12 protein-coding genes and 1 pseudogene are annotated in these 14,082 nt (G+C 72.0%); 8 read left to right on the top strand and 5 right to left on the bottom strand.

Annotated elements, in window-relative coordinates; all coding sequences use genetic code 11:
• Nucleotides 1-326 precede the first annotated feature (326 nt).
• From QI554_RS28745 to QI554_RS28735, 3 genes are read left to right on the top strand one after another with little or no spacing between them, the layout of a single operon-like run.
• Nucleotides 327-686: an ArsR/SmtB family transcription factor gene (locus tag QI554_RS28745; protein ID WP_281473808.1), complete on the top strand. Its 360-nt coding sequence runs from the start codon at nucleotides 327-329 to the stop codon at nucleotides 684-686.
• On the top strand, nucleotides 683-1,432 hold the full coding sequence (locus QI554_RS28740) for a methyltransferase domain-containing protein (RefSeq protein WP_281473807.1): 750 nt from the start codon (nucleotides 683-685) through the stop codon (nucleotides 1,430-1,432). Before QI554_RS28745 ends, QI554_RS28740 begins: the two co-directional genes overlap by 4 nt.
• A gap of 41 nt (nucleotides 1,433-1,473) precedes the next feature.
• Nucleotides 1,474-1,944, top strand: coding sequence for a GNAT family N-acetyltransferase (locus QI554_RS28735; protein ID WP_281473805.1), 471 nt, complete (start codon nucleotides 1,474-1,476; stop codon nucleotides 1,942-1,944).
• A 220-nt stretch (nucleotides 1,945-2,164) separates the two neighbouring features.
• On the opposite strand, the gene QI554_RS28730 is transcribed toward QI554_RS28735, so the two are convergent.
• Both QI554_RS28730 and QI554_RS28725 read right to left on the bottom strand, forming a co-directional pair.
• The gene (locus tag QI554_RS28730; RefSeq protein ID WP_281473804.1) at nucleotides 2,165-2,488 is read right to left on the bottom strand and encodes a hypothetical protein; all 324 of its coding nucleotides are present in this window, start codon (nucleotides 2,486-2,488) and stop codon (nucleotides 2,165-2,167) included.
• A gap of 181 nt (nucleotides 2,489-2,669) precedes the next feature.
• The gene (locus QI554_RS28725; RefSeq protein ID WP_281473803.1) at nucleotides 2,670-4,310 is read right to left on the bottom strand and encodes a carboxylesterase/lipase family protein; all 1,641 of its coding nucleotides are present in this window, start codon (nucleotides 4,308-4,310) and stop codon (nucleotides 2,670-2,672) included.
• A gap of 434 nt (nucleotides 4,311-4,744) precedes the next feature.
• Here QI554_RS28725 and QI554_RS28720 point away from each other — a divergent pair, with 434 nt between their 5' ends.
• Entirely contained in the window at nucleotides 4,745-5,401 is a 657-nt protein-coding gene (locus QI554_RS28720; RefSeq protein ID WP_281473801.1) for a zinc-binding dehydrogenase, read from the top strand.
• A gap of 424 nt (nucleotides 5,402-5,825) precedes the next feature.
• Here the strand turns inward: QI554_RS28720 and QI554_RS28715 are convergent, their stop codons facing one another.
• From QI554_RS28715 to QI554_RS43615, 3 genes and pseudogenes are all read right to left on the bottom strand, one after another.
• On the bottom strand, nucleotides 5,826-8,522 hold the full coding sequence (locus QI554_RS28715; protein ID WP_281473799.1) for a SpoIIE family protein phosphatase: 2,697 nt from the start codon (nucleotides 8,520-8,522) through the stop codon (nucleotides 5,826-5,828).
• Between the two features lie 203 nt (nucleotides 8,523-8,725).
• Nucleotides 8,726-9,622 (bottom strand): glycosyltransferase, encoded by an 897-nt coding sequence (locus QI554_RS28710; RefSeq protein ID WP_425528073.1) that lies wholly within the window; start codon nucleotides 9,620-9,622, stop codon nucleotides 8,726-8,728.
• Nucleotides 9,623-10,087 (bottom strand): annotated as a pseudogene (locus QI554_RS43615) (glycosyltransferase); the annotation flags it as partial. It abuts the gene before it with no gap.
• 324 nt (nucleotides 10,088-10,411) lie between these two features.
• Here QI554_RS43615 and QI554_RS28705 point away from each other — a divergent pair.
• From QI554_RS28705 to QI554_RS28690, 4 genes are all read left to right on the top strand, one after another.
• Nucleotides 10,412-10,714, top strand: a complete 303-nt coding sequence (locus tag QI554_RS28705; RefSeq protein WP_281473797.1) for a hypothetical protein — start codon at nucleotides 10,412-10,414, stop codon at nucleotides 10,712-10,714.
• Between the two features lie 302 nt (nucleotides 10,715-11,016).
• Nucleotides 11,017-12,306: a molybdopterin-dependent oxidoreductase gene (locus tag QI554_RS28700; protein WP_281473957.1), complete on the top strand. Its 1,290-nt coding sequence runs from the start codon at nucleotides 11,017-11,019 to the stop codon at nucleotides 12,304-12,306.
• A 2-nt stretch (nucleotides 12,307-12,308) separates the two neighbouring features.
• Entirely contained in the window at nucleotides 12,309-12,779 is a 471-nt protein-coding gene (locus QI554_RS28695; protein WP_281473956.1) for a hypothetical protein, read from the top strand.
• Between the two features lie 85 nt (nucleotides 12,780-12,864).
• Entirely contained in the window at nucleotides 12,865-14,082 is a 1,218-nt protein-coding gene (locus tag QI554_RS28690) for an NAD(P)/FAD-dependent oxidoreductase (protein WP_281473796.1), read from the top strand.

The following is a 14,082-nucleotide window of genomic DNA, read 5'->3' as shown; positions in this document are numbered from 1 at the left end:
GTGAGAAGTTCGTGCGCGTGCGAGGCGAATGCTTCCAGCGGTACGGACGCACCTACAAGCGGACAACTCGACGGTCCGCGCATGCGACGGCAAAGACTTGGTAGATCACCGAACGGACGGGCAACGCCGCTCATGCCCGGACGAGCCGAACCCGACGACCTGAGTCCGCGAGCTTGCCGGTATGGATCAGCTGCCGCGCGGCGCGTACATGATCACGCCGACGCCGACCAGGCAGATCAGCGCGGTGCGGACGGTCTGCAGATCCGCGATGCGCTCGTCGTTTTACCCTGGTGTCGGCACCTAGGATCGACTATCGTCGATTAACGATGAATAAGCGCACTGTATCGCCGAGCCTCCTCGACGCGGCCACGGCCACGACCTACGCCTCCTGGTTCAAGGCGCTCGCCGACCCGACCCGGGTGCGGCTGGTCAACCTGCTTGCGGTCGAGCGCCGGCCGATGAGCGTCGGCGAGATCGTCGAACGCTCCGAGGTCGGCCAGTCGACCGTCTCACACCACCTCAAGCTGCTCGCCGAGGTGCGCTTCGTGCTCGCCGAACGGCGCGGCACCTCGACGTACTACCGCGCCAACGAGAACTGCCTGTCCTGCTTCCCCAGCGCCGCCGACGCCGTCATGGGCCACCCCGCCCCCGACCCGGCGTCCGTCCCCTGCGAGGAACCGACATGAGCGACAACAACCCGACCACCACGTCCGATGTCGTCGAGCGCGTACGCGACCGCTACGCGAGCGCCGCCACCCGGGCCGCGGGCGGCGAGACGTTGATCGACCCGTGCGCCACCCCGGTGTTCGGCTCCCAGCTGTACGACGGAACCGAAGCCATGGAGGCCCTCCCGATCGGCGCAGCCCAGGCCAGCCTGGGCTGCGGCAACCCGCTCGCCGTCGCCGACCTCCACGAGGGCGACACCGTCCTCGACCTCGGCTCCGGCGGCGGCATCGACGTCCTGCTGTCCGCCAAGCGTGTCGGCCCCACCGGACGCGCCATCGGCCTGGACATGACCGACGAGATGCTCGGCCTCGCCCGCCGCCACGCCGCCGAAGCAGGCGCCGCCAACGCCGAGTTCCTCAAGGGCCGCATCGAGGACATCCCGCTCCCCGACGCCTCCGTCGACGTCGTGATCTCCAACTGCGTCATCACCCTGTCCACCGACAAGCCGCGCGTCTTCCGCGAGATCGCCCGCGTCCTCAAGCCCGGCGGCCACCTCGGCATCAGCGACCTCATCGCCGACAGCGACGCCACCCGGACCCTCGACATCGACCCCACCGGCTGCGGCACCACCGCCGTCACCCCCGACGAATACACCGCCCACCTCGAAGCCGCAGGGCTCGTGGGCATCACCATCAAACCCACCCACCAGGCCGGCCCCGGCCTCACCGCGGTCATCGTCCGCGCCCACCGCCCGGAGGGAGCGTGACCGCGCCCACCCGCCCCGCAACGGCCTTCACCCTCACGGCCATGCGCCCCGATCACGCCGACCAGGTCCTCGCGATCTACCAGGCAGGCATCGACACCGGCAACGCCACCTTCGAGACCACCGCCCCCACCTGGGACGCCTTCGACACGTCCAAGCTCTCCGGCCACCGCCGCGTCGCCCTCGACCCCGACGGTCGCGTCCTCGGTTGGGTCACTGCCACCGCCGTCTCGGACCGTTGCGTCTACGCCGGCGTCGTCGAACACTCCGTCTACGTAAGCCCCGACGCGCAGGGCCGCGGCATCGGCCGAGCCCTCCTCGACGCCCTCATCGACTCCACCGAAGCCGCCGGCATCTGGACCGTCCAGTCCGGCATCTTCCCCGAGAACACCGCCAGCCTCGCCCTCCACCACGCAGCCGGCTTCCGCACCATCGGCACCCGCGAACGCATCGGCCAACACCACGGAGTCTGGCGCGACGTCATCCTCCTCGAACGCCGCAGCACAAGCGTCTGAACCTGTAAGTACCGAACCAGAGGGCGTTGCGAGTTGGGAACTGCTTGTCGCGGTGGGCGGTGCCGCGTTGGTCCGGTCGTGTGACGGTGTGGCGGGTCGGCCGGTCGGGACGTGCCGCAGGTCGGTCTTCGTCGTTGGAACCGTGCATGACTGCATCTCGTCTCGGCCGCGCAGGCCTGTCCCTGAGCGCCGCCGTCGTGTTCGGCGTCGGCGTCGGCGCCTACACCCCGGCGTCCGCCACGACCGTGACCCTGACCAACGCCGACAGCGGGAAGACCGTTCCGGCCGCGCCGGGCGACACGGTCAAGGTGACGCTCACCCCGAAGCAGGACCAGGGCCTCAAGTGGACCTGGCGGGTTCCCTCAGCCTCCGACTCGGGCGTGCTGGAGCGCACCGCCGGCAGCACGTCCCCTAACGGCGGCGCCACCGCGGCCTTCAGGATCCAGGAGCCCGGAACGGGCACCATCACGGCGCAGGCGGTGTGCAAGCCCGTCACGTCCGGCGCCAAGTGCCCGTCCACCACCAGGACGTGGAAGGTCACCATCGTGGTCGACTCGCCCCCCCGGCGCGCCCGCGCCCCCGTGGGGGGCAGCGGGACCGACGTCTGGGACGACACAGTCGCGCACGGCCAGGGCTCCCGCGAGTGCCCAAGCCGAGAGATGGGTGGCCGCCGCCGGGGCGGCGGCCACCGTGTCCTGGTGTCCTGGTGTCCAGATGTCCTGGTGTCAGGCGCGGCCGAGGGCCTGCCAGAAGGGGTAGTGGTGTTCGGTGGCGGCGTCGACGGTGCGGATGCCGCCCGGGCCGGGAGCGAGGGCGAGGACGTCGGCCGGGTCGCGGTAGCGGGGCCAGCACGGCTGGCCGGGGGCGTTGGGTTGGCCCGTGGCTGCGAAGCGGGTCCAGTAGCGGATCATCCGGTCGCTGAGAGCGGTCTGCTGGGGGGTGAGGGTGACACCGGCGTCGAGCAGGTAGCCGAGTTCGGTGGTGTGGGTGGCGCCGTAGCCTTCCAGGCCGGGGAGGTAGGAGGGGGCGTTCTCGTCGGCGAACTCGTAGACGTAGACAGGGGTGCGGCCCTGGTAGGTGTACGTGCGGGCGGTATCGAGCGTCTTGCACCACGACAGCGGGCCGCCGCAGTCGCTCTGGGCCGCGAAGAACGCGAGGGTGGGCGTCCGGTAGGAGCTGAGCGGGTACCTGGCGAGGACCTGGTCGGCGTCGGCGCCGTACAGGGCGCGGACCATCTGCGGGTACTGCTCGGCGGTGATGGGGCGTCCGGCACCGTCGTAGGACAGGGCGCCCCACAGGTTCATCTCGTCTTTGGTGGCGCCGAGTACGACCGGTACGCGGTTCCACGTGCCCTGGGAGATGGCTTCCTGCGGCTGGCGGGGCAGCAGCGTGCCGCCCACGGCGGGGGCCCAGCGTCCGTCGGGAAAGGCGCCCTGCGCGGCGATGGCCGCGGCCGGAGCGGCGCGCAGGCACGCGGCGGCGGACGCCGGGTCGGAGCAGCCGAGTGCGGCTGCGGTCTCCCTGCCGGTCTGCTCGGCGGCGGCCTGGGTGGTGAACGGGTCGTGGCAGGCGCCCGATTGCTCGATGGCCTTGTCGAACAGGCCGCGCGCCGCAGGCGAGATCAGTTGTCCGCAGACGCTGATGCCGCCGGCGGACTCGCCCATGATGGTGACATTGCCGGGGTTGCCGCCGAAGAAGGCGGCGTTGGCGCGGACCCAGCGCAGCGCGGCCTGCTGGTCCATCAGGCCGTAATTGCCGGACGCGCTGCCGGGGTTGCCGAGGGCGGGGTGGGCGAGGAACCCGAAGGCGCCGAGCCGGTAGTTGACCGAGACGACGACGGCGTCGCCTCGGGCGGCGAGGCGGGTGGCTGGCAGTTCGGAGGCGCTGCCGTAGAGGAAGCTGCCGCCGTGGATCCACACGATGACCGGACGCCCGTGCGGGGCACGGCCCTTGGCGTCCACGGGTGTGGTGACGTTGAGGTAGAGGCAGTCCTCGCTGCCGAACGGCGCCCCCATGCCGCCTGCGGCGTACTGGGTGCAGGTGTTGCCCGGTTGGGTGGCTTCGCGTACGCCGGTCCAGCGAGCGGCCGGCTGCGGCGGGCGCCAGCGCAGGTCGCCGACGGGCGGGGCGGCGTACGGGATGCCCTGGAAGGCGCGGTGACCGTCGGCGACGGTGCCGTGCACGAGGCCGCGGTCGGTCAGCGCGTACGCCGACGGGCTCGGGCGCTCGTACCGCCCGGCGGCTTGAGCTTTCGGCGCGGCCGACAGCGCGGTGACCGCGAGAGCGGCGGCGACCACGATGCGGCCGAGGGTGCGGGCAGGGGTTCGGGGGCGAGGTGGGCGCGGTACGCGGCCTCTGCTGGACACGTCGTCCTCCTGGGGGACGCAGGCGGGCAGGTCGACACCGCGGCGGCCCGGAACAGGGGCGCCGCGTGCCACGGCCCTGGACGGTGGCCGCCGCGATCGAGCCGCTCCACGCCTGCACGGTGTACCGCCCGCAGTCGCAGGGTGAAGCCGTCGTTCCGCTCGTCGCGCGGCATTCGTACCGCAGGGGTCATGGCGCGGCCAGAGGCATCAGCGGGTGACGAAATCCGCCGAATTTCAGGCTGTTTCCTTCACCGCTCCGCTGTCGGCCATGCAGGTTGACCTCTCGCGCCGGCTCCGACGTTCTGGTCGCGCAACGATCGCAACAGCCACCGGAACAGCAAGGGGGCGTACGTGGATCGGTTCACCGCGACGGGGGCGGGCGGAGTCGAGCCGGCAGGCGTGGAGTTCGGCGGCGAAGGCCCCGCGGCGAACGCATGTACGGCGTCACCCTGGACGGCGGCATGGCCGACCGCGTGCTGGTCGACTCGGCCATGGTCTTCACGCTGCCGGACGGCGTCGACGTCCGCGACGCGGCCCTGGTGGAAGCGCTGGCCGTCGCCCTGCACGGCGTCAACCGCGCGGGGCCGGTCGCCGAGCGCCGCGTCCTGGTCGTCGGCGGCGGCCCGATCGGGCTGTGCGCGGTCGCCTGCGCGCAACACGCGGGCGCGGAGGTGACGCTGACCGAGCCGCAGCGCTACCGCGCCGAAGCCGGCGAGGCGCTCGGCGCGCGGATCGGGGCGCAGGGCGAGTACGACGTCGTCATCGACGCCGCCGGCGTGCAGGCGTCCTTCGACCTGGCCGTCGAACACGCCCGGCCCGGCGGCACGCTGGTCCTCCTCGGATCCTTCTGGACACCGGTGTCCATGAGCGTGACAGTGCAGATGAAGGAGATCGGCATCGTCCCGGCGTTCACCTACGGACACCACCACGGCACCGAGGAGTTCGCCGCCGCCGCCGAAGTCCTCCGCGACGTCCCGCACCTGCCCGACGTGCTGGTCACCCACCGGTTCGGCCTCGACGACGCCGCCGAAGCATTCAGCCGCGCCGCCGACCCGACCGCCGGCGCCATCAAAATCGTGCTGGCGCCCTGACACGGGACCGCCGTTCATCGGGTCGACGTCCAAGCATGGGAGGCGAACCCCGCGGCGCGCGAGCCCACGAGTCGCATGCGGCCCTGCGTCCACAAGCCGATAGCCGTACGGCGGCCGCCCGCCGAGACAGCGGCCTTGGTCCGGGGCCTGCAGGGTCATCGTCATCCGCGCCCGGATCCGAGCACGGACGACCTCGCGCTTGGCCAAGTCACCCAGCAACACCATCAGTTCGTCATGCGCAGCAATCTCCGGGTCGACTTCGCCGCCGAGCTCGGGCAGCCACACACATGCTGCGGTGGCCGACCTCCAGCATCTCTTCAATGCGGGCGCCGGTGAGACGGAGAACTCCACCGATGCCCGGGCCGCGAACGCGCGCGGTTCGAGGGCCGAGCCGTCGGCGTCGGGCACCGCTCAGTGTCCGCGCTCAAAGCTCATCGTCGTCCCATGCGGCGAGGAGGGCGTCGGGGTCGATGTCGTCGGGCCGGTCTGCGGGGCGGAGGGACTGTTGTTCGCACCAGATGACCTTGCCGCGCGCGGTGTAGCGGGTGCCCCATCGGTCCGCGAACTGCGCGACCAGGAACAGGCCGCGCCCGCCCTCGTCGGTCGCTGCGGCGCGGCGCAGGTGCGGCGAAGTGCTGCTGCCGTCCGAGACTTCGCAGGTCAGGGCGTGGTCGTGCAGCAGCCGCACCTGGATGGGCTGGGTCGCGTACCGGATGGCGTTGGTGATGAGCTCGCTGAGGATGAGCTCGGTGGTGAAGGCGATCTCGTCCAGTCCCCATGCCTGCAGCCTGCCGGTGCACGCCGCGCGGACACGGGCTACCTCCTGGGGGTCCGAGGGCACGTCCCAGGTGGCGACGTGGTCGGGTGGGAGGAGCCGGGTCCGGGCCACCAGGAGCGCGATGTCGTCGCTCGGGTGTTCAGGCAGCATCGCGTCCATGACCGCCGTGCACGTCTGCTCGGGGGTGCGTTCGGTCCCCCCGGCGGCCAGTGCCGTGCGCAGCCGCTGGAATCCGGCGTCGATGTCCGAGCCGCGGTGCTCGACCAGGCCGTCTGTGAACAGTACGAGCCGCGAGCCTTCGGGCAGGTCCAGTTCGGTGGATTCGAGCGGCTGGTTGCCTGCCAGGCCCAAGGGCGGGGACCCGGGGATCTCGGGGAAGGTGACGCTGCCGTCGGGCAGCACGATCGCGGGCCCGGGGTGTCCGGCCCGTGCCAGGGTGACCCGGCCGATCACCGGGTCGTAGATCGCGTACAGGCACGTCGCGCCGGTGATCTGCGCGATCGTGTCCTCCTGCTCCTGGTCGATGCGGGTGACCACTTCGTCCAGGCGGCCGATGAGTTCCTCGGGCGGCAGGTCGAGCGTGGAGAAGTTGTGGGCGGCGGTGCGAAGCCGCCCCATGGTGGCGGCCGCGTGCAGGCCGTGGCCGACGACGTCGCCGACGACCAGCGCGACCCGGGCTCCGGGCAGCGGGATGACGTCGAACCAGTCGCCGCCGACGCCGGCTTGGGCCGGCAGGTAGCGGTAGGCGACCTCAAGCGCGTCCTGGTCGGGCAGTTCGCGTGGCAGGAGGCTGCGCTGGAGGGTGACGGCGAGGGTGTGCTCGCGGGTGTAGCGGCGCGCGTTGTCGATGGACAGCGCGGCGCGGGCGGCCAGCTCTTCGGCGACCGCGCGGTCTTCCTCGTCGTACGGCTCGGCGTCCGCACGTCGCCAGAAGGTCGCCACTCCCAGTACGACGCCGCGGGCGTGGAGCGGCACAGTGATCAGCGAGTGGAATCCGGTTTCGGCGAGCCGCCGGGCGTGCTCCGGGTCGTGGCCCCGGCCGTCGGCGGCGGCCAGGTCGGTGTGGAGCACGGCGTGGCCGTCCTCGACGGCGGCGGCGACCGGCGTGCCGGGGGTGAGATCGAACGGTTCGCCGACCGCTCGCAGAGGGTGGTCGTCCGGCCCGCCGCGCAGGGCGGTGCGGCGCATGGCGGTGCCGGTCGGCTCCTCGCCCCGCAGCACCGGTTCCAGCAGCTCGACGGTGGCGGTCTCGGCGAAGCGCGGCACGGCCACGCCCGCCAGCTCCTCGGCGGTGCGGTGGACGTCGAGCGTGGTGCCGATCCGAACGCCCGCGTCGTACAGCAGGCGGAGCCGCTCGCGGGCGATGTCGGCGCGCCCGGCCAGCGCCCGCAACTCGGTGGTGTCGCGGAGCGTCACCACGCTGCCTCCATGGCCCCCGTACGGCGCGGTGGGCCGCTTGTTGACGGCCAGCAGCCGGTCCCCCGCGAGGTGCACCTCGTCGTTGGCGACCCGGTCCGAGGCCAGCAGCGAGGCGAGCGTGGGGTCCACGGGCAGGTCCGCGACGGCGCCCTGCTCGACGTCGGGCGGCAGGTCGAGCAGTCGGCGCGCCTCGTCGTTGGCGAGCAGCACGCGCCCGTCCGCCCCGGTGATCAGCACGCCTTCGCGTACCGCGTGCAGGACGGCGTCATGGTGCTCGTACATCCGCGTGATCTCGGCCGGCCCGAGATCATGTGTCTGGCGCTGCAGCCGCCGGCTCACCAGCGCGGTTCCGCCCGCGGAGAGGGTCAACGCGACGGCGGCGCCGCCCAGCAGCAGGGGCAGCTGCCGGTTCACGGTGTCGCCGACGCGGCCGGTGGTGATCCCGGCGACGACGACGCCGACGAAGCGGCCGTCCGAGGCGAAGACCGGCGTGGTGGAGACGATGGACCGGCCGGCTGTGGCCGAGACCGTTGTGACCAGTGTTTCGCCCTGGACCAGTCGCCGGCGCACGTCGGCGGGAATGTCGAGGCGGAGACCGATCCGGCCGGGGATGGTGTGCGCGACCCGGACGCCGTCGGCGTTGAACACCGCCACGTAGGCGACGCCGGTACGCTCCACGGTGCGCAGGGCGGCGGGCTGCAGCGCGGCGGTCGGATCAGGGCTCTCTATCGCCTCCGCCGTCCCCGGCGCCTGCGCAAACGCCTCGGCGACACCGACCGCCTCGTGGCGTGCCTTGTCGGTGCTGTCCCGGTAAGCCTGCACGACCAACGCCGCCGCCGCGGCGGCAGCCAGCAGCACCACCACCGCCACCTGCAGCCAGAACACCTGACCGGCGAGGCTCCGGAGACTCAGCAGCCCCCACATCCGGCGCTTCGGGGCTCCGGGCCGCGAGGACGCCCCGCGCGACCCGGACCCGATACTGCTCGGAGACGGCGAGCGCGTCGATCGACGACGGCGCCAAGCCATGTCCCAGTTGTAACACTGTGGCCAGTCTCCTGCCCGGCGCGCCGAGCGCAGGACTCCCCAGAGCGACCGGCGGTTCGCGTTTCACGATGTCGTGACCGGCGTCAGCGGCTCGACGGACGGCGTGTCTCCGGGAGGCCCGCCACACGGCGGATGGTGGAGTCGACAGGCGTGATGGCGTCCTCCGCGGCCAGCCGCGCGGCGACGGCGCGGGCTCGGGCGACGTGACTCGGATTGCGCGTGGCCTCGGCAAGGGCCGGAGCCAGGGCATCGGCGGTCAGCGTGCGCAGCGGCACAGTGCAGGGGGCGATTCCGAGTCGGACGAGGCGGCGGGCCCAGAATCCGGCGTCGAATTGGATGGGGACGGGGACGGCCGGGACGCCGGCCCGCAGGCCGGCGGCGGTCGTACCGGCCCCGCAGTGGTGGACCACCGCGGCCGTGCGCGGGAAGAGCAGGTGGTGAGGTACGTCGTCCACGGTCAGCATGTCGTCGCCGTCGGCCGCGAGACCGGCCCATCCCTGCTGGATGACGCCCCGTAGGCCGGCCGCACGCAGGGCCGCGACGACTTCGGCGCTCACCCGGGCGGCGTCGGGGACGGTGGCACTGCCCAGGCCGACGAACGCCGGGGCGGGACCGGACGCGAGGAAGTCCTCGACTTCGTCCGGCAGCCGGCGCTGGTCGTATGTCCACCAGTAGCCCACCGGGTCGAGGCCCGGCCGCCAGTCGCGTGGGCGCGGCACGATCGTGGGGCTGAACCCGTACCGCACGGGCCAGTGCCGACGCTCACGCTCCCGGCGCGAGGCGGCCAGCCCGACCGGCGGCAACCCCAACCGCGTGCGCAAGTCGCGCGCCGCGTCGGTGAAGATGCGGTCGACCGCCCTGTCGACCGCGTGCCCGGCCATGAGGTTGACGGCCGGGCCGAACGACCGAGCCGACACCACCGGTGGCGCGAACACCCGTGTGGGATGCAGCGGTTGCAGGTACGCGCCGACACTGGGCACCCGAAGCGCCTCGGCGAGCGTACAGACCACCGGCGCCAGAGACGTGGACGTCAGCAACACATCGTGACCGGGCGCGACGCCGACCAGCCCGTCGGTCAGCTCGCCGACGAGCTCACGGGCCAGCGCGACCATCCGCATCAGCTTGCCCGGCCCGGTGGCACTGCGGTGCAGCCCCCGCCCGCGTTCCGAACGCAACTGCTCCTGCGGATCGACCGGGAGGGCGTGGAACCGCATGCCCGTCCCCGCCGCCAGCGGCTCGAACCGGGCATGGGTCACGAGCGTGACCTCGTACCCCCTCCGCACGAGCCCCGCACCCAACCCGGTGAACGGGGCCACATCCCCTCGCGAACCCGCCGTCATGATCGCAACACGCACAGCGAGATTATTCCGATCCACCCTCTTTCCACCCCGCAGGAACACGCCTGCGCCACCTGAAGCGCCCCCGGGCACACCCAAGCGCCCCACCGGTCACGGCGCCCCAGTCCGGAGACGGCGGTCGTCACGGGCTGCCGACCAGGAGGAAGACCCCGTCGTCCAGGCCGCGCTTGATCAACTCCTGGTGGCCGGCCATGTGTTCGCCGGCGGAGCCGGAGTTGGCGGAGAAGCGGAGGGAACCCTGAATGCCCGGTTACGCGGAATTGATGCTTCTACGACCGGTTTGCGCGTGGCGTACAAGCCGCTCAGCAGGGCGACTGCCACGATGGCGGCGGCAGCCGTACCGGCCTTCCTCCGGTGCGGTAGCAGCCACCGGCCATGGAATTTGGGTCCTGCAACGGAAAGGCGATCGCCGTGTACATGATGCGCGAGGTGTACAGAGCCGAACGAGGGAAAGCGCCGGAGATCGTGGCGGCGTTCAAGGCCCTCTTCACGGTGTTCGAAGAAGCCGGGTTTACGAACCGGCGCATCTACGTCGACTACGCCGGCCCTATGGACACGGTCGTCGGCCAATGGGAATTCGACAGCCTCGACGAGTACTTCACCATGGAGCGAGGGTTCTTCGTGAATCCGGATGCGGACGCGCAGTCGCTGATCGACGCGTTCAACAGGAACGCAACATCCGGCTACAAGGAGATCTACGAGGTCATCCAGTAGCGGACCATCGAGGCAGACCCCGGCTCGCGATTCGGCGTTGCGGCGTGGGACCCCCTGCGGCGGCCGTGTCGTCCATGACCATGACGCCGCCGGTGTGGCAGGCCGGGCACACGGCCGTGTACCGCCGTTCGGGTGAACTGCGTTGTGCTGTGGGGGATGTCGGCCGGGCTGTTGCGGTACCGGCGTGATCCTTTAGTGGTATCGCCGGACCCGGGAGGAGGCGCGGCTTGCCCGAGGACGACGCGGAGGAGCAGAAGCCGGGCCGGATCAGCCGGGCGGTCCACGCCGCCGCCGGTCCGGCAGTGCGGGGACAGGAACGGCTCGCCGCGCATCCGCCGCCGGGCCCGTTCCGGCCCGGGTTCTGGCGCAGCCCGATCCGCGGGCCGTGGCTCACCGCCGTGTTCGGCCTGGTCCTCCTGTTCGGGATCACCACGCTGATGGTGACGGGCCTGCTGTCGTACGCGGCCTACGACCCCGATGTCGATCCCGTCAACGACCTGACGCCAGACAAGGGGATCCTCGGGTTCTACCTGTTCGACTGGCCCACGCGGCCGTACTGGCTGTACCGGCTGCTCCAAGGCGTCCACGTGACGCTCGGCATCGTTCTCGTGCCGGTGCTGCTGGCCAAGCTGTGGTCGGTGATCCCGAAGCTGTTCACCTGGCCTCCCGCCCGGTCGGCGGCGCAGGCACTGGAGCGCCTGTCGCTGCTGCTCCTGGTCGGCGGCGTGATCTTCGAGTTCGTCACCGGCATCATGAACATCCAGCTGTGGTACGCGTTTCCCGGCTCGTTCTACCGGCTGCACCTGTACGGCGCATGGGTGTTCATCGGCGCGTTCGTCGCGCACGTGATCCTGAAGACGCCCCGGATGCTGTCGGCCCTGCGTTCGCGCAGTCTGCGCGCGGAGCTGCGGACCGACACCGCCCACACCGTGCCCGAACCGCCCGACCCGGACGGGCTGGTGGCCGCCGACCCGGCCGCCCCGACGATGTCCCGGCGCGGCGCGCTCGCCCTGGTCGGCACGGGTTCACTGGTGCTGCTCGCGACGACGGCCGGGCAGAGCATCGGAGGCGCGTGGCGCGAAACCGCGCTTCTCGCGCCCCGGGGCCGCGAACCGGGCTCCGGCCCGAACGGCTTCCAGATCAACAAGACCGCCGCGTACGTCGGCATCACGCCTGAACAGATCGGACCCGCCTGGCGGCTGCGCCTGTCGGGCGGCCCGGCCGAGCAGACCCTGAGCCGCGAGGACCTGCTCGCGATGCCCTTGTCGACGCACGCGCTGCCGATCGCCTGCGTAGAGGGCTGGTCCACCGACGACCAGGACTGGACGGGCGTGCCGCTGCTGCGCCTGGCGGAACTGGCGGGTGTGCCGCGGCCCAGCGCGGTGCTGGTCCAATCGGTGCAGACCGGCGGGCCGTTCACGGCGACGGTCCTGGCCGGCAACCAGGTCCGCGACCTGCGCTCGCTGCTCGCGCTGCGCGTCAACGGCGCCGACCTGTCCGCCGACCACGGCTACCCGGCCCGCGTGATCGTCCCCGCGGCTCCGGGGGTGCACAACACCAAATGGGTCGGCCGCCTCACCTTCCGGACGTGACCATGGCACGCTTCCGCCGCTGGTACGGCGCGAGTCCGCTGCACCTGCTCGCCCTCGCGGGCTGCTTCGCCCTGGCCGCGTACGCCGCGATCCGGCTGTTCGACTACGAGCCGCTCCGCGTCGCGATCTGGTTCGTCGGCGCCGCGGTCGTCCACGACCTCGTGCTGTACCCGCTCTACTCCGTCGGGGACCGGACCACGCAGGAGGCTGCTTCGGCGGTGAGTCGCGGACCGGCCGCCCCCGGCGTCAACTACGTGCGGTTCCCGGCCTGCCTGTCGCTGTTGCTCCTGCTGGTGTGGCTGCCCGAGATCCTCCGCGTGGTCGTCGACACCTTCGACCGCTCCACGGGGCTGGACGGATCGATCTTCCTGCCGCGCTGGTTGCTGATCACCGCATGCCTGTTCGCCGCCTCAGCCGGTGTGTGGGGCCTGCGCAACCTCCGCCGACTCCGCAGGCGCCAGCATCGGCTGTGACGCACGCCACATGCCGCTCCTGTCAGGAATCGGCGCGCTGTCCCGCTCAAGTCCCCGAGAGCAAGCGAACCGACAGGAGCGACCCATGAAGCACCGCATCGTCGTCCTCGGCGCCGGCTATGCCGGGGCCTACGTGGCCGGGAACCTGGCACGCCGGCTGTCGTCGGCGGATGTCGAGATCACCGTGGTCAACGCCGCGCCCGTCTTCGTCCAGCGGTTGCGGGGGCATCAGCTCGCGGCCGGCCAGGAGATAGCGGCCCCGCAGCTCGCCGACGTCTTCTCGGGCACGGCGATACGGCTGCGCCTGGCCCGGGTCACCGCCGTCGATCCCGAACGCCAGGTAGTCGCCGTGGCCGACGCCGACGGCGGCGGCGAACTCGGCTACGACACGCTTGTGTACGCGCTCGGCAGCCACGTCGCCGACCACGGCGTTCCCGGCGTGGCCGAGCACGCCTTCGACGTCGCCGGCCGGCCCTCGGCGCTACGCCTGCGCGAGCGCCTGGACGGCCTCGACGTGCAAGGCGGCGGGAGTGTGCTGGTCGTCGGCGACGGGCTGACCGGCATCGAGACCGCCACCGAACTCGCCGAGTCCCGGCCCGGCCTGTCGGTGGCGCTGGTCGCCCGCGGCGAGCTGGGTGCCCGGCTCTCCGCCGGAGCCCGCGATCATCTGCGCCGGGCCTGCGACCGACTGGGCATCACCGTCTGGGAGCACACCAGCGTCGAGGCCGTCGAAGCCGCGCGGGTGCTGTGCGCCGACGGCACCGTCCTGGCGTCCGACGCGACCGTGTGGACGGCCGGGTTCGCGGTGAACCCCATCGCCGCCGCCGGCGGGCTGGAGGTCACCGAGCACGGCCGGATCGTCGTCGACCGCACCATGCGGTCCGTCTCGCACCCGAATGTCTACGCCGTGGGCGACAGCGTCCACGCGATCGGCGACAACGGCCGGCCGTTGCCGATGTCGTGCGCTTCGGCGGGCTACACCGGCATGCAGGCGCTGAAGGCGATCGTGGGACACCTGACCGGCCGCAAGATCGCGAAGGTCAAGCTGGCCTACACGTTCAACCACATCAGCCTCGGCCGACGGGACGGCATCCTGCAGCCGGTCGACGACCAAGCGCGGCCGAAGCCCAAGTACGTGCGCGGCCGGAAGGCCGCACGGATCAAGTCGGGCATCCTCAAGGGCTCGCTGTGGACCACCTCGCATCCGACGTTCGGCCTGCCCACGCGCAGGCACCGCCTGACCGCGACGCCGGACGCGCCCGCACCGAAGCTGAACGTGCCCGCCGAGAACGCGGCCGCATAG

It is taken from the genome of Yinghuangia seranimata (assembly GCF_029953285.1).
Classification (GTDB): Bacteria; Actinomycetota; Actinomycetes; order Streptomycetales; family Streptomycetaceae; genus Yinghuangia; species Yinghuangia seranimata.
The sequence above is the reverse complement of the archived record's forward strand: the minus strand, read 5'-3'. Positions and strand labels throughout refer to the sequence as shown.